The organism is Streptomyces sp. SudanB52_2052 (assembly GCF_964272415.1).
Taxonomy (GTDB): domain Bacteria; phylum Actinomycetota; class Actinomycetes; order Streptomycetales; family Streptomycetaceae; genus Streptomyces; species Streptomyces olindensis.
Genome location: NZ_OZ186796.1, coordinates 480,586 through 499,869, shown reverse-complemented (window position 1 = coordinate 499,869; position 19,284 = coordinate 480,586). Strand labels below are relative to the sequence as shown.

Genomic DNA, 19,284 nt, shown 5'->3' with positions numbered 1-19,284 from the left:
GATGTCGGTGGCGCGGACTAGTCTGCCGACATGACGGAGCCGACGAGCACTCAACTCCAGCCCCTGCCGGGCGACTGGCGGCGCGCCCTCGCGGTCGTGGCCCACCCCGACGACCTCGAGTACGGCTGCTCCGCGGCGATCGCGGCCTGGACCGACGAAGGCCGCGAGATCGCCTACGTCCTCGCCACCCGGGGCGAGGCGGGCATCGACACCCTGGAGCCCGCGCGGTGCGGACCCCTGCGGGAGCGGGAGCAGCGGGCGAGCGCGGCGGTGGTCGGGGTGTCCGAGGTGGAGTTCCTCGACCACAAGGACGGTGTCATCGAGTACGGCACCGCCCTGCGCCGCGACATCGCCGCCGCGATCCGCCGACACCGGCCCGAGCTGGTCATCACGCTCAACCACCGGGACACCTGGGGCGGCGTCGCCTGGAACACCCCGGACCACGTCGCCGTCGGCCGGGCCACCCTCGACGCGGCCGGCGACGCCGGCAACCGCTGGATCTTCCCGGAACTCGTCGAGCAGGGCCTCGAACCCTGGGACGGCGTGCGCTGGGTCGCCGTCGCCGGCTCCAGCACGCCGACGCACGCCGTGGACGCGACGCCCGGCCTGGAGCGCGCGGTGCGCTCCCTGCTCGAACACCGCACCTACATCGAGGCGTTGACGGACGAGGATCCGGAGACGTATGTCCGCGGCTTCCTGACGCAGCACGCCGAGACGACGGGGGAGCGGTTCGGGGGCAGGCCCGCCGTGGCGTTCGAACTGTTCGGCAGATGAGGGGGAGACCATGACGGGCAGCGAGGAACTGGCCGACCGGTTCGAGGAGCACCGGGGGCGGCTGAAGGCGGTCGCGTACCGCATGCTCGGGTCGCTGGCGGAGGCGGAGGACGCCGTTCAGGAGACCTGGCTGAAGCTCGGCCGCACCGACCCGGAGGACATCCGGAACCTCGGCGGCTGGCTGACCACCGTGATCGGCCGGGTCTGCCTCGACCTGCTGCGCTCACGCGCCGCCCGCCGCGAGGAACCGATGGACGACACGCTCGGCACGTTCGTCCCGGACCCCGTGCTGCGCCCGCTGTCCCACATCGACCCGGCCGAGGAAGTGCTCCAGGCCGACTCCGTGGGCCTCGCGCTGCTCGTCGTGCTGGAGAACCTGACGCCCGACGAGCGGCTCGCGTTCGTGCTGCACGACATGTTCGCCGTGCCGTTCGACGACATCGCGCCGATCGTGGAGCGCGAACCGGCCGCGACCCGGCAGCTGGCGAGCCGGGCCCGGCGCCGGGTGCGCGGCGCCACCCCGGCGGCGGAACCGGACCTCGGCCGGCAGAAGGAGGTGCTCGACGCCTTCCTGGCCGCCTCGCGCGGCGGGGACTTCGAGGCGCTGCTCGCGCTCCTCCACCCGGACGTGGTGCTGCGGGCCGACTCGGGCGAGCTGGTGCGCGGCGCGGCCGTGTCCAAGGTGGTCCAGGGGGCGAAGGCGGTGGCGGAGCATGCGCTCATGTTCGCCCGGTTCGCGCAGGCCGCGGAGCTGGTGCTGGTCAACGGCGCGGTCGGGGTCGTCAACGCGCCCGGTGGACGCGTGCAGTCCGTCATGGGTGTCACGATCACCGACGGCCGGATCACCGGCATGTACATCCTGGCCGACCCCGAGCGTCTGGAGCGCCTGGCGGCGCCCGGCCTCGCGGGGTGACTCAGGCCGCGACGGCCAGCGGTCCGAGGCCGCGGTGCGGGTCCACGACCCGCCCGTCCGGCAGGAGTTCGCCGGTGTCGTCGAAGACGATGGTGCCGTCGGACAGCAGGCTCCAGCCCTGTTCGGGGTGGGCCGAGACGATCACGGCGTCCTGGCGGTCGACGCTGTCCGGGGTGGGGCACGAAGGCTGGTGCGTGAGCATGACGTCTCTCCTCTGTCCGTACGGCTCCCGCCTGTTCGGCTGCTGTCTCAGTGGTAGCCGAGCTTGTTTTCCGTTGTATGAGGAGACCCCCACAGGACCGGGAACTCATCGGTGAGTTCTCGTTTCGTATGCTGAACGCCATGCGAGATCACCACGCCGCGCGAGCGGAACTGCGCGGCGACTGCGAGCGGTGTTTCGGCCTGTGCTGCGTCGCCCTGCCGTTCGCGGCCTCGGCCGACTTCGCGGTCGACAAGGCCGCCGGCACGCCCTGCCGCAACCTCCGGGACGACCACCGCTGCGGCATCCACGCCAGGCTGCGGCAGAAAGGATTCACCGGCTGCACGGTCTACGACTGCTTCGGCGCCGGGCAGCGGGTCTCGCAGATCACCTTCGGCGGGCGGGACTGGCGGACCGGGCCGCCGGAGCACGCCCGCCGCATGTTCGACGTGTTCCCGGTCGTCCGGCAGCTGCACGAGCTGCTGTGGTACCTCACCGAGGCGCTCGCCCTGCCCGCGGCCGGCCCCGTCCGCCCCGAGCTGCGCGAGGCCCTGGCGAAGACGGAGGAACTGACCGGCGGGACCCCCGGGGAACTCGCCGCGCTGGACGTGGCGGCCCACCGCCAGGAGGTCAACGTCCTGCTGCTGAGGGCGAGCGAGCTGGCCCGGGCCGGCAGCAAGGGCCGCAGGAAGGACCGCCGGGGCGCGGACCTCATCGGAGCCCGCCTCAAGGGCGCCGACCTGCGCGGCGCCAGCCTCCGCGGCGCCTACCTCATCGCCGCCGACCTCACCGGCGCGGACCTCAGGGGCGCCGACCTGATCGGCGCCGACCTGCGCGACGCGGACCTCACCGACGCCGACCTGACCGGGGCGTTCTTCCTCACCCAGCCGCAGCTCAACGCGGCGCGGGGGAGCGCCGGCACCCGACTGCCGGAGTCGGTCACCCGGCCCGGGCACTGGACAGAGCGGGGCTGAGCCGGTTCTCGGTGGTGGGGTGGGGCGTTCGCCCCGGTTCTCGGTGCCCCAGGCCCTTGGGCAGTGCGGGCTGAGCCGCCTCCGGTTCGCGGGGGTGGTGAGTCACCTGCCCCCCGGCCCTGGGCAGTGCGGGCTGAGCCGGCTCCCGGTCGTGGGAGTCAGTCGCCCGTACCCGGCACCGGGCAGTGCAGCTCCGGGGCCGGTTCCCGTGGCGCGGTCCGGCGCTCCGGGTGGAGTCGCAGCCCTTCCGGCATCAGTGTGAGCCGCTCCGTCACGCGCAGCCGGTACTCCGGCTCGGGACGCAGCTCGTAGCGGCGCAGCAGCAGGCCGAGCACCAGCGTCGCCTCGTGCAGCGCGAACTGGCGCCCGATGCACGCCCGCGCCCCCGTCCCGAACGGCTTGAAGGTGTGCGGCGCCCGGGTCCGTACGGCCTGCGCCTCGAAACGGTCCGGATCGAAGCGCTCGGCGTCCGCGCCCCACACCTCGGGGTCCCGGTGCAGCATCGGCGTCAGCACCAGCGCCCACGCTCCGCGCCGCATCGGGTGCTCGCCGGCCAGCACGGTGTCCTCGCGGGCCTCCCGGGCGAAGGCGGGCGCCGTGGGCCACAGCCGCAGCGACTCGTCCAGCACCCGGCGGACGTAGCGCAGTCGGGCCACCTGTTCGTAGGCCGGTTCCGCCGCGCCCGCCCACACGCGGTCCACCTCGGCGCGGGCCCGGGCCGCGACCTCCGGGTGGCGGGAGAGGTAGTGCAGGGCGAAGGAGAGCGCGCCCGACGTCGTCTCGTGGCCGGCGACCAGGAAGGTGATCACCTGGCGGCGCACGTTCCGCGGCTCCAGCCGCTCCCCGGTCTCGGGGTGGGCCGTCTCCAGCATCCGGTCGAGCAGGTCCCCGTCCCCGCGGCCGCCGGCCCGCCGCGCCCGGACCAGCTCGTCGACCGTGCGGTTGAGGTAGGTGATGTCGGCCGCGTTGCGCCGGCTCGCGCTCCGCAGCAGCAGCGGGGCCAGCGGGAAGGGCACGGTGTTGAGCCGCTGCGCGTAGGTCAGCGTGCCGACCATCGCGGTCACGAAGGGGTGCGGCCGGGAGCGTTCGAACGACTCGAAGTCGTGCCCGAAGCCGGTGCGCGCGATCGTCTCCAGCGTCAGCTTGGTCATGTCGCCCGGCACGTCCACCGCCCGGCCCGCCGCGGCAGCCCGGTCCCAGTGCTCCGTCAGCTGCCGCGCGACGGCCAGCATCATCGGGTGGTACCCCGCCATGGCCTCGCGGCTGAACCCCGGCGCGAGCACGTCGTGCGCCAACTGCCAGTTCGGCTCGTGGTTGTACGCCGTGAACAGGCCGTCCCCGGCGACCGGCCGCAGATTGGCTATGCCGAGCCCCACGTGCTTGGCGAACCGCGACTCGTCCGCGAGGTCGGCCGCGTGCCGGGCGCCCCAGACGAACACGAACTCCTTGCCGAAGGCCTTCCGCCGGAAGACCGGACCGAGTTGGCGGGCGTACCGCAGCGAGTCCTGCAGCGGGGTGCGCCGGTTGACGCCCACCACGTCACCGAGCAGCGGAATCCGGTGCGGCGGATGCGGAATGCGGTCCAGCTCCGGCCAGCCCAGCTCGGCACTCCGGAACCCCTTGGGCACCCCGTCCCGTGTCGGCGCCTGGGTCATGACGCGATCTCCCTTGATGCGGCGGCGGGTTCGCACGTGTTGTACGCGGGTTCAATAGCGCGCTTCAGTCTGGTCCCGTTGTTGAACCGGCGTCAAGTAAAGTGCGGGCATGGCCGCGAACCAGGCCGGGCGCACGCGCCGCCGGCTCAGTACCCAGGAGCGCCGCGAGCAGCTGCTGTCGGTCGGAGCGCGGCTGTTCTCCGAGAGCCCGTACGACGACGTGTGGATCGAGCAGGTCGCCGAGATCGCCGGGGTGTCGCGCGGGCTGCTGTACCACTACTTCCCGACCAAGCGGGACTTCTTCGCGGCGGTCGTGGAGCGCGAGAGCGAGCGGATGCTGCGCATGACGGCGGCGGTGCCCGGCGTCCCGGTGCGCGAGCAGCTCGCGGACGGTCTCGACACGTTCCTGGAGTACGTCCGGGAGCACGCGCACGGCTACCGGGCCTTCCACCGCGCCGACGCCGCCGGGGACCAGGCGGTGCGCAGGGTGTACCAGCGGGCCCTGGCCGCGCAGGAGCGGCAGATCCTCGCGGCGCTCGCCGCGGACCCCGAGTTCGGTCCCGCCGTCGAGGACCGGCCGGAGGTGCGGCTCGCCGTGCGCGGCTGGCTGGCGTTCACCACGGCCGTGTGCCTGGAGTGGCTGCGCGACACCGAGTTGACCCGGGAGCAGGTGCGCGAACTGTGCGCGCGCGCCCTGCTGGGGGTCCTCACGTCCTGAAAGGTCTCGCAAAGATCACGTGACGAGGTTGGCCCACACCCTGATCTTCGATAGGTTAGGTGAGGCTTACCTAAGGAGGTCTGGGATGGGTGACGACAGCCACAGCTGGACGGCGGCCCCCGCCGCGGCGGAACGGGCGCGCTCGGTGCTCGCCGCCGCGTGGTCCTGCTCGGTGACCGCGGAGGGCATGCGGGAGGAGCTGGTCGGCGCGCACACGGTGGCCGAGGACGGCCGGGTGCTCGTGGATGTGCCCGAGGACAGCGCCCTGCTCGCGGCCGCGATCTGCGCGCCCCGGGGCGAGCCGTCCGCGGTGCTGGAGTTCGCCGACGTCGCGCCCGTCCCGCTCCGCAGCCGGATCCGCGCCCGGCTCTGGCTCGCGGGCTGGTTCGCCGTCGAGGAGGGCCGGCTCGCCTTCACGCCCACGCGTGTGGTGCTACGGCAGCCGTCCGGTGCCGTCGTCGTGGACCTGGAGGACTTCGCCGCCGCCGTGCCCGACCCGCTCACCACCGCCGAGGCCAGGCTGCTGACGCACCTCGCCGACTGCCACGCCGACGCGGTCGAGCGGCTCACCCGCCTGGTCGACTCCGACAGCCTGCACGGCGCGGTCCGCGTCCAGCCGCTCGCCGTCGACCGGCACGGCCTCACCCTGCGCATCGAACGCGCCCGCGCGCACGGCGACGTACGCCTGGCGTTCCACCGGCCCGCCGACGACGTCGCGCAGCTCACCGAGCGCATGCACGTCCTGCTCGGCCAGGCCAGCGCCGCGTCCTGCCCCCGGGCGCTACAGCGGCAGCGCACAGACGGCGACCGGTGAGGGATACGGTTCGCCGGCCCGTCGCAGGGTGCCGCTCGCCTCGTCCACGTGGAAGACGGTGACGGTCGAGGACTTCTGGTTCGCCGCGAACAGCAGCGTGCCCTCCGGCGAGAGGGCGATCTGACGCGGGAAGTCCCCGTCCACCGGCACCGTGTCCAGCAGCCTGAGCCGGGCGCCGTCCGCCTCGATCGCATAGCGCGTGAGGCTGTTGTGGCCGCGGTTGGCGAGATAGGCGTACCGGCCGTTCGGGGTGACGAGGATCTGCGCCGGGTAGCTGGTGCCCGAACCCGTACCCGTGGACTGCGCCTTGCCGACGCGCACGCGGCCGGAGGCCGGGTCGTACGAGCAGACCGCCACCGTGTTGTCGACCTCGTCGGCGACGTAGGCGTACCGGCCGCCCGGGTGGAACGTGAGGTGGCGCGGACCGGCGCCCGGCCGGGTCTGCGCCCGCGCGACCTCGGTGAGCCTGCCGGCCTTCTCGTCGAGCCGGTACGTGTAGACGGTGTCGGTCCCCAGGTCGACGGCCAGCACATGGCCCCCGTCGGGGCTCGTGATGATCTGGTGGGCGTGCGGGCCCTCCTGGCCCGGGCCGGGCGGTGGACTGGAGTGCGTGACGAGGTCGCTGCGCTCGCCGAGGGCCCCCGAGGCGTCGATCGGATGCACGGCCACGCTGCCCGAGCCGTAGTTCGCGCTGAACAGCCAGCGCCCGCCGGGATGCACCGACAGATGGCAGGGGGCCGCGCCGCCGGTGCTCCGGCTGCCCAGGATCTTCCGGTCGGAGAGCCGGACGGCGGTCACGGCGCCGTCCTCGCGCTCGTCCACCGCGTACAGCGTGCGGCGGTCCGGGTGGACCGCGAGGTACGACGGGTCGCCGACGCCGGGGACCGTGCCCGTGCCGGTGATCCGGCCCGTCGCCGGGTCGTACGTGGCCAGGCCGATGCCCTCGCCGCCGCCCTCGGCCGACGTGTAGGTGCCGAGGTACAGGGGCCGCGGACCGGAGGGGCGCCGGGCCTCGCGGGACGGGCTGGTGCTCGCCTCGGGCGCGGGGGACGCGGCGGGCTCGGGCGCCGTGTCGCAGGCCGGCAGTGCCGCCGCGGCGGCCCCTCCCGCCAGCGCGCCGACGAACCGGCGCCTGCTCCAGCCAGTGCTGTCCATGTCACCCCTCAGGTCGTCACTCGTCCCCGTCGCGACAGCCACCTTGGCGTGGATCACCCGTCGGGTGCAACGCCAGGGCTCGTGGTCGTCCCGCACTCCCTCAGCGTGAACGCCTGCCGACCCCGGTCCGGTTCTGCCACAGCTGCTCCTGAACGCCCAGGCGCTCCCGCATCCGCGTCAGGCGCGGCATCCGCACGCGCTGCTCCCGCGACACCCGGTCCAGTTCCTCCAGCAGGCGACGGGTGCGGTGCTCGGTGTCGAGTTCGTCGAGGATCCGGTTGACCTCCGTCAGGACGGCGCCCGGAAGCTGCCAGTGCCGCGGGTCGCGCTCCGCCTCCTCGCGCAGCAGCAGGGCCAGCTTGTCGCGGGTGCCCGCCGCGGTGCGCAGTTCCGCGGCGAGACGTTCCTCCGCCGACTCGGCGCTGGCGCTGAGATGGGTGGTGACCAGCACCGCGAAACTCACCACGGCGTCGGCGATCTCGGACAGCAGCTGCTCCAGCGTGGCGCCCGTCTCGGCCTCGAACAGCGGCTCCGGCTCGCGTTCCTTCGCCAGGTCGGTGAGGGAACGGGCGAGCACCCGCAGGACGACCGTGCAGATTTCCAGCGTGTCCAGGCCGGTGCGCAGCACCACCCGGTGCAGCAGGCCCTCGCGGACGCGCGGGTTGAGCCGCAGGCTGTCCTCGGCCTGCCGGAGGGCGGCGTCCACCTCGACGATGTCGTGGTCCAGGCGGCGCGCCTCGTGGAGCTGCTCCGCCGCACGGTCGACGGGCGTGCCGCGGGCGGCGGCCTCCTCGCCCAGGCGCAGCATCAGCTGCCGCAGCCGGCGGGCCAGGCCCTCGATGGACTCGCCGGCCTCCTCCACCCACACCGGCGGAGCCAGCAGCAGATTGCAGCCGAGCCCGACGACGGCACCGATCAGCGTCTCCAGGACCCGGGCCCAGGCGGTGTCCCCGACGGTGGTGACCCCGAGGACGAGCATCGCGCTGATCGCGACCTCGGGGACGTACTCCTCCACCCGGACCAGCCGTCCCACGGCCAGCGCGGCCACGATCAGCAGGGCCAGGCTCCACCACGTCAGACCCACCAGCAGGCTGAACGCGATGGCGACGAGGACCCCGGCGACCACGGCGTTCACCCGCCGGAAGCCGTTGGTGAGCGTGGCGTACAGCGTCACCTGGACCACCAGCAGGGCCGTCAGGGGAGCGGTGAGGGGTGCCTTCTCGGGGCTCAGCCGCAGCGCGATGACGTAGGCGATCGTCGCCGCGGTCGCGGACCGCAGCGTCTGGACGACCACGGGGTCACGGCGTTTGTTCAGGACCCGCGTCGCGTGCGCCGTCCACTCACGTACCTCTCGCATCCTCGGGCTGTTCCCCTTCCCCTGGCGCATCGAACGTATCCATGATCGAACGTATCCACGAAGGACGCCAATGCCCTGGGGGAAAGGGGCGGGGGAGGGCGGTCAGGCGTAGAGCTTGTCGAGGAAGGCGGCCAGATGGCCCGTGGTCCGGTCGATCTGCTCCTCCAGCGTGAGGCTCTCCTCGAAACGGGCGCCGGTCTCCGGCAGCTTCTTCCCGCGTACGTACAGCGAACAGGCGAGGTCGGTGCACATGTACACGCCGACGGAGTTCCCCTCGCGTCCGGCGGCCCCCGCCTTCCGGGCGGTCATCAGCGAGACACCGCCGCGCGGGTGCGTCGTCAGGCACAGCGAGCACATGCTGCGGTGCAGGAACCCGCGCTGCGCGGTCTGGAAGCGCATCGCCACGCCGACGAGCCGCCCCTGGCGCTCGGTCACCAGATAGCTCCGGTCGGGCGCCCCCGGATCCCGCCACCCGAGGAAGTCGAGATCGTCCCAGGGACGCTCGGCGAGATCCCGGGGCACGGCCAGGCGCTTGGCCTCTCCCTTGGAGCAGTTGACAAATGAGTTGCGGATGTCCTGCTCGGTGAGTGATCTCATGGGAGGGCTCCTGGTCGTCGTCGCCGAAACCTAGGGGTCCTAGGTTTCTGTTTCCGGGTCAGGTTAAACATCGGCGGCGAGGGGGAGCCAATGGATTTCCACGGGGTCGACAGTCCGTGTGCCCGTGCGGCGCTGCGTCATGTGGCGGCCCGCTCGGCGGGACCCGCCGTCGACGCGCGCCTGCGCATCACACTGAACTTCCACCCGGACCGGACCGCGGGCGGCCGGCCCGTCCTCGCCACGATGGCGCGGGACGGCAGGTACCACTCGCAGTTCGTCACCGGTACCGGCAACGGCGGTCTCACCGCCCACCCCGGGGGCGACCGGTGGCGCTGGGAGAGCAGGATCTTCGGCGGCGCGTACGACACCGCGGCCGGGCACGAGCGGCCCGTGTACGGCGCCCTGGACTTCCGCCGGCAGGTGGTCGGCGCGGCACCCCGGTTCGGCTCCTCGCACTTCCGGCTGCGCGCCGCGGCCCTCGACCGCGCCACGTTCTGCTACCCCGACAGCGCCGCCGAACCGGCCGACTTCGGCGTCGCGGCCGGGATGTCGCTGATCGCGCTGGCCGAGGCGGACGACCGGGACGCCCTCGACGACTACATCGAGGCCCAGGTGCACGGCGGTGTCGACCTCGCCCGCGACGTGGAGGCGCTCGTGCTGGACGCCTGCTACCGCGGCACGCCCGTCGAGGCCGCGGCCCGACGGCTGCCCTGCCCGGTCGAGTGGCACCCCGGCTACCGGCTCACGGTGGCCGCGCTGCGGCGCCACGGCGACTACCGCGGACCGGAGTACGCCGAGCTGGGGGCCCGGATCGCCCGGGACGGCCTCGTCGACCCACGGGCCATCGGCGACGCCGCCCGGACCGGTCGCTACGACCCGCAGGACCTCAAGATGGTCTGGCACACCCTGGCCCGCTTCGGCGCCCCGGAGGGCGCGGGCACGGCCTACTCCGGGGCGGAGGCCTCCGGTGGCCACACACCCGGCGTGAGCACCCCCAGCGCGTAGGCCCGGGCCACCAGTTCCGTGCGGTTGGCGGCGTTCCAGCGGGAGGACAGGCGGCGCAGGTGGTAGGTCACGCCGTCGGAGGTGAGGCCGGTCTCGCGTGCCGCCCGGGCCGTGGTGGCGCCGCCGGCCAGGAGGGCGAGGATGCGGGCCTCCACCGGGGTGACCCGGGACTGCCCGGCGGGGGCGTCCGCAGGGGGCCGCTCGCGTTCACCCTCCACCCGCAGCATCACCAGCAGCGCCGGCGTGTCCTCCACCGTGTCGCTCACCGGGTCCGCCGTCAGCTCCCCGTACCGCTCCGCGCCGCCGGGCGCCCGCCAGCGCACCGACACCTGGTAGCGCGAGCGGCGCCGCATCCGCAGCGCCTCGGCGATCCGCTCCACCTGCGTCGCCTCCCGCGGGCTGAACAGGTCCAGCACGTCCCGGCCGCGCAGCCGCCCCGGCGTCGTACCGCACTCCGCGGCCATCGCCGGATTGGCCAGCAGCACCGCCCCGTACACGTCGCACACCGCCACCGGCATCGCGATCCGGTCGAAGAGGAGCAGCGCGCGGTTGCGCCACACCACGGCCTCCAGCCGGGCCAGGTCCACGGTTCTCTCCTGCCACGCCGGGTCGCTGCCGCGCAAGAGCGACGCGTCTGCTTGTACTACACAATCATGTAGGGCGGTGACCTCGCCCGCCGGGGCCCGTGGACCACGCTGGAAGCAGTACTTCCGTACCGCGAAAGGCAGTTGCCGCGTCATGCCCCCACCGGACAGACTCCCCCCACCGCAGACTCCCTCCCCGGCGTCCCCGTCGCCGACATCTCCGCCACCGGACCCGGCGGTGCGCCGGTCCAGCAGGCCATGGACCTGATGCGCGAGCACGGGCCCGTCTTCGTGCGGCGGCTGTACGGGCGGGACACCCTGTTCGTGGGCGACCTGGACCTCGTGGCCGACCTCGCGGACGAGCAGCGGTTCGCCAAGCACATCGGGCCCGGCCTGGAGAACGTCCGCGAGTTCGCCGCCGACGGCCTGTTCACCGCGTACAACGACGAGCCCAACTGGGCCAAGGCGCACGACATCCTCATGCCCGCCTTCGCGCTCGGCTCGATGCGGACCTACCACCCCGTGATGCTGAAGGTGGCCCGCCGGCTCATCGCGTCCTGGGACCGCGACGCCCGCGCCGGACGGCCGGTGAACGTCCCCGACGACATGACCCGCATGACGCTCGACACCATCGGACTGGCCGGGTTCGGTTACGACTTCGGCTCCTTCGAGCGGCCCGAGCCGCACCCCTTCGTCGAGTCGATGGTCCGCTGCCTGGAGTGGAGCATGACCCGCCTCGCCCGCGTCCCGGGCCGGGACCACTCCGCGGCGGACGCGGCCTTCCGGGACGACGCCGCCCACCTCGCCCGGGTCGTCGACGACGTCATCGCCGCCCGCACCGGCACCGACCAGAGCCAGGCCGACGACCTCCTCGGCCTGATGCTCACCGCCGAGCACCCGGCCGACGGCACCACCCTCGACGCCGCCAACATCCGCAACCAGGTCATCACCTTCCTGATCGCCGGCCACGAGACCACGTCCGGCGCCATGTCCTTCGCCCTGTACTACCTCGCCAAGCACCCCACCGCGCTCGACCTGGTGCGGCGCGAGGCCGACGAGCTGTGGGGCGACCAGGCCGACCCCGAGCCGACCTACGACGAGGTCGGCAGGCTGACCTACACCCGCCAGGTCCTCAACGAGGCGCTCCGGCTCTGGCCCACGGCCGCCGTGTTCGCCCGGCAGGCCCGCGAGGACACCCTGCTCGGCGGCCGCATCCCGCTGCGCGCCGGCCAGTCCGCCCTGGTGCTCACGCCGATGCTGCACCGGCAGCCCGTCTGGGGCGACAACCCCGAGCTGTTCGACCCCTCCCGCTTCACGCCCGAAGCCGAGGCCGAGCGCCCGGTGCACGCCTTCAAGCCGTTCGGCACCGGCGAACGCGCCTGCATCGGGCGGCAGTTCGCGCTGCACGAGGCGACCATGCTGCTGGCCATGCTCGTCCACCGCTACCGGCTGCGCGACCACGCCGACTACCGGCTCACGGTCAAGGAGACCCTCACCCTCAAGCCCGAGGGCTTCACCCTCACGCTCGCCCCGCGCACCTCCGCCGACCGCGTCCACCCGCCGCTGCCCGGCGCCGCCCCGGCCCAGCAGGCCCGGTCGGCCGAACCGCAGGGCCTGCCCGCCCGCGTCCGCCCCGGCACCGCCGCCCTCTTCCTGCACGGCAGCAACTACGGCACCTGCCGCGACTTCGCCGCCCAACTCGCCGACGAGGCCGCCGCACTCGGCTGCGAGACGCGGGTGGCGCCCCTGGACGCGTACGCCGACGGCCTGCCCACCGACCGGCCCGTGGTCATCACGGCCGCCTCCTACAACGGCCACCCCACCGACGACGCCACCGCCTTCGCCGCCCGGCTGGAGGAGACCCACGACCTGACCGGCGTGACCTACGCCGTCCTCGGCGTCGGCGACCGCAACTGGGCCGCCACCTACCAGCACGTCCCCACCCGGATCGACGAGCGGCTCGCCGAGTCCGGCGCGACCCGCCTGCTGGAGCGCGCCGCCGCCGACGCCTCCGGCGACCTCACCGGCACCGTCCGCGCGTTCACCGCCGCCCTGCGCATCGCCCTCCTGGAGCGGTACGGCGACCCGGACGCCACCGCCCCGGACACCGGCGAGCCCACGGCCGCCTACGAGGTCCGCGCCCTGACCGGCGGCCCCCTGGACGCCCTCGCCGAACGGCACGGCCTCGTCCCCATGCGGGTCACCGAGGCCCACGACCTCACCGCGCCCGGCCACCCGCGCCGCAAGCGGTTCGTCCGCGTGGCGCTGCCGGACGGCGTCACCTACCGCACGGCCGACCACCTCACCGTGCTCCCCGCCAACGCCCCGGACCTCGTCGCCCGCGCCGCCGCCGCGCTCGGCGCCGACCCCGACACCGTCCTGGACATCCGCGCCACCCGCCCCCGCCGCGACGGCATCGCCGTGGACCGCCCCGTGACGGTACGCCATCTCCTCACCCACCACGTGGAGTTGCAGGAGCGCCCGACCGCCGGTCAACTGGCCGCGCTCGCCGCCGCCAACCCCTGCCCGCCCGAGCGCGCGGCCCTGGCCGCCCTCACCGACGACCCGCGCACCCTCGTGGAGATCCTGGAGGACCACCCGGCCCTGCGCGGCGCCCTGGACTGGTCGCGCCTCCTCGACCTCCTCACCCCGCTGCGCCCGCGCCACTACTCCATCTCCTCCTCGCCCGCCGTCGACCCCGGCCGCGTGGACCTGATGGTCTCCCTGCTCCAGGCGCCCGCCCGCTCGGGCAGGGGCGTCTACCGGGGCACCGGTTCCGGCCACCTCGCCACCGTCGGGCCCGGCGACACGGTGTACGCGCGCGTGCAGCCCTGCCGGGAGGCCTTCCGCATGGCCGCCGACGGCGGCTCCGCACCGGTCGTCATGATCGCGGCGGGCACCGGTCTCGCCCCGTTCCGCGGCGCGATCGCCGACCGTGCGGCGGCCCTCGCACGGGGCGCCGAACTCGCCCCCGCCGTCTGCTACTTCGGCTGCGACGCGCCGGACGCGGACTTCCTGCACGCGGAGGAACTGCGCGCCGCCGAGACCGCCGGGGCGGTCTCCCTGCGCCCCGCCTTCAGCGCGGCCCCCGAGGGCGAGGTGCGGTTCGTGCAGCACCGCATCGCCGCCGAGGCCGAGGAGGTCTGGGCGCTGCTGGACGCCGGTGCGCGGGTGTACGTGTGCGGCGACGGTTCGCGGATGGCGCCCGGGGTGCGGGAGGCGTTCCTTACCCTGTACCGCAAGCACACGCCGGACGCCGACGAGCGGGCCGCCGAGCAGTGGCTCGACGGGCTGATCGCGGACGGGCGTTACGTCGAGGACGTGTACGCGGCCGGCTGACCGCGGCGAAGGGGAGGGGTGGGCGCACGGTGGTGGACTCCTGGGAACGGGCCCGGCGCATTCTCGGGGAGGCGGGCCTGGACCCCGGCGGCCTCGCCCACCTCGCCCCGCTGACCGGGGGCACGTACAACACCGTCGAGGAACTCCGCCTCACCGACGGCGGCCGCTACGTGCTGAAGGTCCCGCCCCCCGCGGCCGTCCCCGGCATGCGGCACGAGCGCCGGCTGCTCGTGTCGGAGGCGGAGTTCTACCGCTCGGCCGCCCGCGTCGGCGTCCCGGCGCCGCGGCTGGTGTCCCTGGGCGACGACTTCCTGCTGATGACGGCCTGCCCGGGCGAAACCTGGGGCGACTCGCTCACGGACCGGGAACGGACCGCGCTGCGCACCGAGCTGGGCGGCCACGTGGCCCGGCTCCACGGCGTGACGGGCCCCGGCCACGGTTACCCCTCCGGCGCCCTCGGACCGCTCGCGCCCGACTGGCGGACCGCGTTCACGACGATGTTCGACGCCGTGCTCGACGACGCCCGGCGCTACGAGGCCCGGCTGCCCCGGTCCGCCGACGCGGTGGCCCGTACCGCCGGGTCCGCGTACGGTGCCCTCGACGAGGTCACCGTCCCCCGCCTCGTCCACTTCGACCTGTGGCCCGGCAACATCATGGTCGACCGCTCGGACGGCGGGGCCCGCATCGGCGGTCTCATCGACGGCGAGCGCATGTTCTGGGGCGACCCCCTGGCCGACTTCGTCTCCCTGGCGCTGCTGGGGGACATCAGGAAGGACGAGGCGTTCCTTGCGGGGTACCGGGAGGCCGGGGGCCGGGCGGAGTTCGACGCCCCGGCCCGGCTCCGCCTCGCCCTGTACCGGTCCTACCTCTACCTGATCATGCTCACCGAGACGGTCCCGCGCGAGGTCGGCGCGGAGCAGGAGCGCTGGGTCCAGGAGGCCGTCGCCCCGGAACTCGTCGCGGCCCTGGACGAGATCGAGGACCTCGTGGCCACCGGTCGGCTCACCCCATGAGGCGAGCGGCCGGCTCGCCGCGCCGACCGTGACGGCGTCGGGCCCGAGCCGGCCGAGGCCGATGGTGACCTTCCCGGCCGGGTGGCGCAGGGCGTACGCCAGGGCGTGGCGGCGTACGGCGGGCAGGAAGCGTGAGCCGAGCGCCAGGCCCGCCCAGCCGCCGATGAGGATGCGCTCGGGCTGGAAGAGGTTGATCAGGCCGGACAGGCCGGCGCCCGGGTACCCGGCGGTCTCCTCCAGGACGGCCAGGACGAGCGAGCGCGACGTTCCTCCGCCCGCGGCGGACGGCGCCCCGACCCCGCACCGGACGGTCCGCTCCCCGCCTGGCGCACGGCGCTCCAGGAGCGTGCACCGCGCTGAGGTTTCTCAGGTCACGGCGGAGGTACTCGCGTGGCGCCCGAACGAGCGAAGGGAGTACGCCGTGACCGACCACCGCCTCGAAGCACCCGGCGAGAACGGTGAGCCCGTCCCGCGGGACATGCCGGACCAGCAGGCCGACGCCGGCGAGGACCCGTGGGAGGTCGCACCGCGCTTCACGGGCACCGGCGAGAACGAGAACGACCAGGCGGACGAGGCCGACGAGCCGGCCGACGACGTCCCCGACACGGACGAAGCCGGGACGGGCCGGCAAGGCGCGCCGCGCTCGGGAACGGCGCAGACCGAGCATCCGGTGCCGGACGAGTCCTCCGGCTGAGCCCGGACGAGTCCTCCGGCTGAGCGGGGAGAGCCCCGGAAAACTCCGAGGCCGCCCCGGAAAGAACACCGAGGGCCGCGGCCGACTGTGGGGGTCGGCCGCGGCCCTCGGCCTCGTTCTCGGCTCCTCCGCGGGATCAGCCCACCTTGCGGCCCCGCAGCGGCTCCGTCCCCGCCCCCGCGCCCTGCTGGAGGCCCTGCAGGAACTCCGCCAGCACCTGCGTCGCCGTACGCTCCGGCTGCCAGCCGAGTTCCCTGCGGGCACGCCCGGAGTCCATCAGGGGCAGCCGCAGCACCGCGTCGAACAGGTGCGGGGAGGCGGGCAGCAGGTGCAGGCCCCAGGCGGCCGCGATCGCCGAACGGGCCGCCGTGCGCGGCAGCCGCACCGGCCGGGCCCCGAGCATCTCGCCCAGCACGTGCGCGTCGACCGCCGGCTCGGCCGCCAGGTTGAAGGCGCCCCGGGCGTCGGAGTGCACCGCCAGCCGATACGCGTGCGCCGCGTCGTCCGTGTGCAGCGCCTGCACCCGCAGCCCCGGGATGTCCGGCAGGAAGGGCAGCAGCTCCGGGCGGGCCAGCGGGCCCGGCAGGAACTTGCCGCCGAAGATGCGGCGCTGCTCGCTCGCGGACTCCCGCTTGAAGAGGAAGGCGGGGCGCATCCGCACCACCCGCGTGCCGGGGTGGTCGCGCTCGAACGTGTCCAGCGCGCGCTCCAGATAGGCCTTCTCCCGGCAGTACGCGGCGTCCGGCCAGCCGTGCGTCGGCCACGACTCGTCCACCGCCTCGTCCTTGGGTCCGGGGGAGTAGGCGCCGACCGACGAGGCGTGCACCAGCGCCGGCACCCCGGCCTCGGCCACCGCCTCGAACACCCGCATGCTGCCCAGCACGTTGGTGCGCCAGGTCGCCGCCGGATCGTGCGTCGGCTGGAACGCCCAGGCCAGATGGACGACCGCGTCGGCGCCCGTGAACCGCTCCACCAGGTCGGACCGCTCGGCGGCCAGGTCGACCGCGTCCCAGTCCGTCTTCGGCGGCGACCAGTCCGGGAGCCGCCGGGCCAGGCCCAGGACGGAGCCGATCTCGGGATCCTCGGAGAGGAGACGCACCACGCTCGTGCCCACGTTGCCCGTGGCGCCCGTGACGACGACCCTCATGCCCGTTGCGCTGCTCACCTCTGGCTCCTCTCGGCCGTGGTTCCGCGAGCGATGACCGAGTACCCGGGTGGGGCGGATTGCACGTGGGCAGAAGGAAGCCCCGGCCGGACGGGGGAATCACGGCCGGGGCGGCTCTGAGGTGGGCGCGGATGGCGGTCGCCTCTCGGCGAGGGGCTCCACAGGGCTTCAGCCGAACGATCGTCCCTGTGGGCGAATGGTGAGGCCCGGGGACACTGTCCCATCCGCACCCACGTGTCGTTCAACGGGGAACTACCTCTGGGTGTTCCGGGTTCGCGCCCTCCGCCCCGTGAGGTGCGTCACTGCCCTTGGTCGTCGGGCACGGTCTCCGCCCACAGGTTCTCCGCCTGGAACAGCAGCGTGCCCAGGACCGCCGTGTGCGCGGCGCCGTCCTCGGCGTGCCGGCGCAGCTTGGCCTGGAGCTCCTCGTGCAGCTCCCGCATCGCCTTCTCGGTCTCGGCGTCCGGGCGGCCGGCCATGCTGCCGTGCAGCAGACTGTCCGCGTCCGCGTGGCAGGCGTCGCCGATCAGCTCCAGCAGACGCGCGTACGCACGCAGGGACTCACCCTCGGGCGGGGCGGGCGTCCGGCTGTCGTCCACGGACACGGCCAGGGCCCGGGTCAGGGCGGTGACGTGCCCGGTGACCCGGCCGAACCGCTCGTCCTCCTCCACCGGCGGCAGGGCGGCCGCCCCGTGCGGTACGCGGTGCAGGGCGCGCAGCGGGCCGTAGGTCAGGCGCAGGCTCTCCTGGCTCCACCGGCGTGCCGAGTGCAGCGCGTCCAGGCGGTGCTCCAGCCCCGCCGAGGCGTTCAGCCAGTCGGCGGCGGTCTGCGCGTCCCACTCGCCCTCGCGCAGGTCGGCGCCGACCGTGTGCAGGACGTCCCCCACCTCCCGGGCGAGCGACGCCAGGTTCTCCCGCACGTCCCGCAGATGGATCGGCGGCAGCACGAGCGCGTTGACGGCGACGCCGATCACGGCGCCGAGCGCGGCCTGTCCCACCCGGTGCCCCACGCCGGACAGGCTCACCGTGCCCGCGGCCAGGGTGAACAGGGCCGTGGTCGCCGCGTAGATGCCCTGGTCGCCGAAGCGGGGCCAGTTCGCCAGCAGCATCAGCACCGGCACGGACAGGGCGAGCGCGCCGGTCGTGTCACCGGTGATCGCCTGCGCCGCCGAGGCCAGCAGGGCGCCGACGCAGATCGCCCCGAACTGCCGGGCGCCCTGCACCAGCGAGCTGTAGACCGTGGCCTGCACCAGCACCAGCGCCACCCACGGCGCCATCAGGGCCAGCGGGTCCCCCATCCAGACACCGCCCACCAGCCAGGCGATCACGGCCGCCGCGGCCGCCTTCAGCGACTGGACGACCAGATCCCGCTCCCGCCCGGGCCCGTGCCAGGCCGCTCGCATCGCACCCCAGGCGGCCCGGGTCTCCCGTCGTACGGCGTCCACCGGCTGCACGGCACGGATCCCGTGCTCCAGGTTCCGCAGGCGCCGCTGGGCCGCTGCCGCACCCCCGGGCCGCGGACCCGGGGCCGGGCCGCCGTCCGCCGTGGTGCCTCGGTCCCTCCGCCGGCGAAGGGCGTCCGCCGTCCGCCGTACCCCACTCGTCACACGCGTCATGCGCTGCGGGTATCCGCGTGACCGGGGGTTGCACGCCGCCTCACGCGAGCGGGCCGTCCCGGAGCGAGGCCAGGAGGTGCGCGGGGTCGGCGTAGACCGCGTCCGCGCCCGCCTCCTCCAGGTCCGTACGCGGGATGCCGCCGCACAGCACGCCCACGCAGCGCACCCCGGCCCGGCTGCCCGCGCGCATGTCCCACACCGTGTCGCCGACGAACACCGCCCGCTCCGCCGGCACCCCGGCCAGTTCCAGGGCGTGCTCCACCGGCTCGGGGGCCGGCTTGCCCCGGTCGACGTCGTCGGCACTGGCCGTCGCGGCGATCGCGTCGTCGGCGTCGATCGCCCGGCGCAGCGCGCTCAGCTCCGCGCCGCCCGCCGAGGTGGCCAGCACCACCGTCCAGCCCTCCCGGTGCAGGCGCCGCAGCAGGGGCCCGGCATCCGGCAGCGCGGGCAGCCGGTCGAAGTACTGCCCGTACAGCGCCTTGTGGGCGGCGCTGATCGCGGCGTCCTGCTCCGGGTCGCGGTCGTCGCCCAGCAGATGGGCGACGAGGTCGGTGGAGGGCAGGCCCACGGCCCGGTGGACGGCGTGCATCGGCACCTGGTGGCCCGCCTGTCGCAGGGCCTCCCACCAGGTCACGACGTGCAGGTGGTTGGTGTCGACGAGCGTGCCGTCGACATCGAACACGGCGGCCCGTTCCGCGTGTGCCATACGTGC

At 74.4% G+C, this 19,284-nt stretch carries 18 protein-coding genes and 1 pseudogene; 9 read left to right on the top strand and 10 right to left on the bottom strand.

Going from position 1 to position 19,284, the window contains the following annotated elements; all coding sequences use genetic code 11:
• The first annotated feature begins 30 nt into the window (after positions 1 to 30).
• Complete coding sequence (locus ACSUPV_RS02350; RefSeq protein ID WP_436946810.1) at positions 31 to 774, top strand: PIG-L deacetylase family protein; 744 nt, start codon at positions 31 to 33, stop codon at positions 772 to 774.
• A 10-nt stretch (positions 775 to 784) separates the two neighbouring features.
• Entirely contained in the window at positions 785 to 1,687 is a 903-nt protein-coding gene (gene sigJ / locus ACSUPV_RS02345) for an RNA polymerase sigma factor SigJ (protein WP_436946809.1), read from the top strand.
• A gap of 1 nt (position 1,688) precedes the next feature.
• Here the strand turns inward: sigJ and ACSUPV_RS02340 are convergent, their stop codons facing one another.
• Positions 1,689 to 1,889 carry a DUF5999 family protein gene (locus ACSUPV_RS02340; protein ID WP_031117729.1) on the bottom strand — a complete coding sequence of 67 codons (201 nt, stop codon included), beginning with the start codon at positions 1,887 to 1,889 and terminating at the stop codon, positions 1,689 to 1,691.
• Between the two features lie 128 nt (positions 1,890 to 2,017).
• Here ACSUPV_RS02340 and ACSUPV_RS02335 point away from each other — a divergent pair, with 128 nt between their 5' ends.
• Entirely contained in the window at positions 2,018 to 2,860 is an 843-nt protein-coding gene (locus tag ACSUPV_RS02335) for a pentapeptide repeat-containing protein (RefSeq protein ID WP_382608698.1), read from the top strand.
• A 158-nt stretch (positions 2,861 to 3,018) separates the two neighbouring features.
• Here ACSUPV_RS02335 and ACSUPV_RS02330 read toward each other — a convergent pair whose 3' ends face one another.
• Entirely contained in the window at positions 3,019 to 4,515 is a 1,497-nt protein-coding gene (locus tag ACSUPV_RS02330) for a cytochrome P450 (protein ID WP_436946808.1), read from the bottom strand.
• A 109-nt stretch (positions 4,516 to 4,624) separates the two neighbouring features.
• On the opposite strand from ACSUPV_RS02330, the gene ACSUPV_RS02325 reads away from it, so the two are divergent.
• Both ACSUPV_RS02325 and ACSUPV_RS02320 read left to right on the top strand, forming a co-directional pair.
• Complete coding sequence (locus ACSUPV_RS02325) at positions 4,625 to 5,233, top strand: TetR/AcrR family transcriptional regulator (protein ID WP_382608692.1); 609 nt, start codon at positions 4,625 to 4,627, stop codon at positions 5,231 to 5,233.
• Between the two features lie 85 nt (positions 5,234 to 5,318).
• Positions 5,319 to 6,047: a DUF2470 domain-containing protein gene (locus ACSUPV_RS02320; RefSeq protein ID WP_037764250.1), complete on the top strand. Its 729-nt coding sequence runs from the start codon at positions 5,319 to 5,321 to the stop codon at positions 6,045 to 6,047.
• On the opposite strand, the gene ACSUPV_RS02315 is transcribed toward ACSUPV_RS02320, so the two are convergent.
• The 3 genes from ACSUPV_RS02315 to ACSUPV_RS02305 all read right to left on the bottom strand — a co-directional run bounded on the left by ACSUPV_RS02315 (position 6,015) and on the right by ACSUPV_RS02305 (position 9,156).
• A complete protein-coding gene (locus ACSUPV_RS02315; protein ID WP_436946807.1) occupies positions 6,015 to 7,202 on the bottom strand; it encodes a lactonase family protein in 1,188 nt (395 codons plus the stop codon). The two genes, ACSUPV_RS02320 and ACSUPV_RS02315, sit on opposite strands and share 33 nt — an antisense overlap.
• Positions 7,203 to 7,302: 100 nt before the next feature.
• Positions 7,303 to 8,559, bottom strand: coding sequence for an FUSC family protein (locus tag ACSUPV_RS02310; RefSeq protein WP_382608685.1), 1,257 nt, complete (start codon positions 8,557 to 8,559; stop codon positions 7,303 to 7,305).
• 102 nt (positions 8,560 to 8,661) lie between these two features.
• Positions 8,662 to 9,156 carry an FBP domain-containing protein gene (locus ACSUPV_RS02305; protein WP_037764244.1) on the bottom strand — a complete coding sequence of 165 codons (495 nt, stop codon included), beginning with the start codon at positions 9,154 to 9,156 and terminating at the stop codon, positions 8,662 to 8,664.
• A gap of 90 nt (positions 9,157 to 9,246) precedes the next feature.
• Between ACSUPV_RS02305 and ACSUPV_RS02300 the strand changes: the two genes are divergently transcribed.
• A complete protein-coding gene (locus ACSUPV_RS02300; RefSeq protein WP_382608682.1) occupies positions 9,247 to 10,161 on the top strand; it encodes a DUF3626 domain-containing protein in 915 nt (304 codons plus the stop codon).
• Here the strand turns inward: ACSUPV_RS02300 and ACSUPV_RS02295 are convergent.
• Positions 10,101 to 10,748 (bottom strand): PAS domain S-box protein, encoded by a 648-nt coding sequence (locus ACSUPV_RS02295; RefSeq protein ID WP_037764239.1) that lies wholly within the window; start codon positions 10,746 to 10,748, stop codon positions 10,101 to 10,103. The genes ACSUPV_RS02300 and ACSUPV_RS02295 overlap by 61 nt on opposite strands.
• Before the next feature lie 141 nt (positions 10,749 to 10,889).
• On the opposite strand from ACSUPV_RS02295, the gene ACSUPV_RS02290 reads away from it, so the two are divergent.
• Together ACSUPV_RS02290 and ACSUPV_RS02285 are read left to right on the top strand one after the other, a co-directional pair.
• The gene (locus ACSUPV_RS02290; RefSeq protein ID WP_436946806.1) at positions 10,890 to 14,084 is read left to right on the top strand and encodes a cytochrome P450; all 3,195 of its coding nucleotides are present in this window, start codon (positions 10,890 to 10,892) and stop codon (positions 14,082 to 14,084) included.
• A gap of 29 nt (positions 14,085 to 14,113) precedes the next feature.
• Positions 14,114 to 15,097, top strand: a complete 984-nt coding sequence (locus ACSUPV_RS02285) for a phosphotransferase family protein (RefSeq protein ID WP_037764233.1) — start codon at positions 14,114 to 14,116, stop codon at positions 15,095 to 15,097.
• Here ACSUPV_RS02285 and ACSUPV_RS02280 read toward each other — a convergent pair.
• Positions 15,092 to 15,349 (bottom strand): annotated as a pseudogene (locus tag ACSUPV_RS02280) (sugar kinase); the annotation flags it as partial. The gene ACSUPV_RS02285 and the pseudogene ACSUPV_RS02280 sit on opposite strands and share 6 nt — an antisense overlap.
• A gap of 169 nt (positions 15,350 to 15,518) precedes the next feature.
• Here ACSUPV_RS02280 and ACSUPV_RS02275 point away from each other — a divergent pair.
• Complete coding sequence (locus ACSUPV_RS02275; protein WP_037764231.1) at positions 15,519 to 15,791, top strand: hypothetical protein; 273 nt, start codon at positions 15,519 to 15,521, stop codon at positions 15,789 to 15,791.
• Between the two features lie 136 nt (positions 15,792 to 15,927).
• Here the strand turns inward: ACSUPV_RS02275 and ACSUPV_RS02270 are convergent, their stop codons facing one another.
• The 3 genes from ACSUPV_RS02270 to ACSUPV_RS02260 all read right to left on the bottom strand — a co-directional run bounded on the left by ACSUPV_RS02270 (position 15,928) and on the right by ACSUPV_RS02260 (position 19,278).
• A complete protein-coding gene (locus ACSUPV_RS02270) occupies positions 15,928 to 16,956 on the bottom strand; it encodes an SDR family oxidoreductase (protein ID WP_436946805.1) in 1,029 nt (342 codons plus the stop codon).
• Between the two features lie 299 nt (positions 16,957 to 17,255).
• A complete protein-coding gene (locus tag ACSUPV_RS02265) occupies positions 17,256 to 18,359 on the bottom strand; it encodes an FUSC family protein (protein ID WP_436949865.1) in 1,104 nt (367 codons plus the stop codon).
• Between the two features lie 253 nt (positions 18,360 to 18,612).
• On the bottom strand, positions 18,613 to 19,278 hold the full coding sequence (locus ACSUPV_RS02260; protein WP_037764229.1) for an HAD family hydrolase: 666 nt from the start codon (positions 19,276 to 19,278) through the stop codon (positions 18,613 to 18,615).
• Between the last annotated feature and the right edge of the window lie 6 nt (positions 19,279 to 19,284).

What these genes read in the sequence shown, in the direction of transcription:
- ACSUPV_RS02350 (WP_436946810.1), top strand. Translation starts at nt 31, where the DNA reads ATGACGGAGCCGACGAGCACTCAACTCCAGCCCCTGCCGGGCGACTGG.
- sigJ (WP_436946809.1), top strand. Translation starts at nt 785, where the DNA reads ATGACGGGCAGCGAGGAACTGGCCGACCGGTTCGAGGAGCACCGGGGG.
- ACSUPV_RS02340 (WP_031117729.1), bottom strand. Translation starts at nt 1,889, where the DNA reads ATGCTCACGCACCAGCCTTCGTGCCCCACCCCGGACAGCGTCGACCGC.
- ACSUPV_RS02335 (WP_382608698.1), top strand. Translation starts at nt 2,018, where the DNA reads ATGCTGAACGCCATGCGAGATCACCACGCCGCGCGAGCGGAACTGCGC.
- ACSUPV_RS02330 (WP_436946808.1), bottom strand. Translation starts at nt 4,515, where the DNA reads ATGACCCAGGCGCCGACACGGGACGGGGTGCCCAAGGGGTTCCGGAGT.
- ACSUPV_RS02325 (WP_382608692.1), top strand. Translation starts at nt 4,625, where the DNA reads ATGGCCGCGAACCAGGCCGGGCGCACGCGCCGCCGGCTCAGTACCCAG.
- ACSUPV_RS02320 (WP_037764250.1), top strand. Translation starts at nt 5,319, where the DNA reads ATGGGTGACGACAGCCACAGCTGGACGGCGGCCCCCGCCGCGGCGGAA.
- ACSUPV_RS02315 (WP_436946807.1), bottom strand. Translation starts at nt 7,202, where the DNA reads ATGGACAGCACTGGCTGGAGCAGGCGCCGGTTCGTCGGCGCGCTGGCG.
- ACSUPV_RS02310 (WP_382608685.1), bottom strand. Translation starts at nt 8,559, where the DNA reads ATGCGAGAGGTACGTGAGTGGACGGCGCACGCGACGCGGGTCCTGAAC.
- ACSUPV_RS02305 (WP_037764244.1), bottom strand. Translation starts at nt 9,156, where the DNA reads ATGAGATCACTCACCGAGCAGGACATCCGCAACTCATTTGTCAACTGC.
- ACSUPV_RS02300 (WP_382608682.1), top strand. Translation starts at nt 9,247, where the DNA reads ATGGATTTCCACGGGGTCGACAGTCCGTGTGCCCGTGCGGCGCTGCGT.
- ACSUPV_RS02265 (WP_436949865.1), bottom strand. Translation starts at nt 18,359, where the DNA reads ATGCGAGCGGCCTGGCACGGGCCCGGGCGGGAGCGGGATCTGGTCGTC.
- ACSUPV_RS02260 (WP_037764229.1), bottom strand. Translation starts at nt 19,278, where the DNA reads ATGGCACACGCGGAACGGGCCGCCGTGTTCGATGTCGACGGCACGCTC.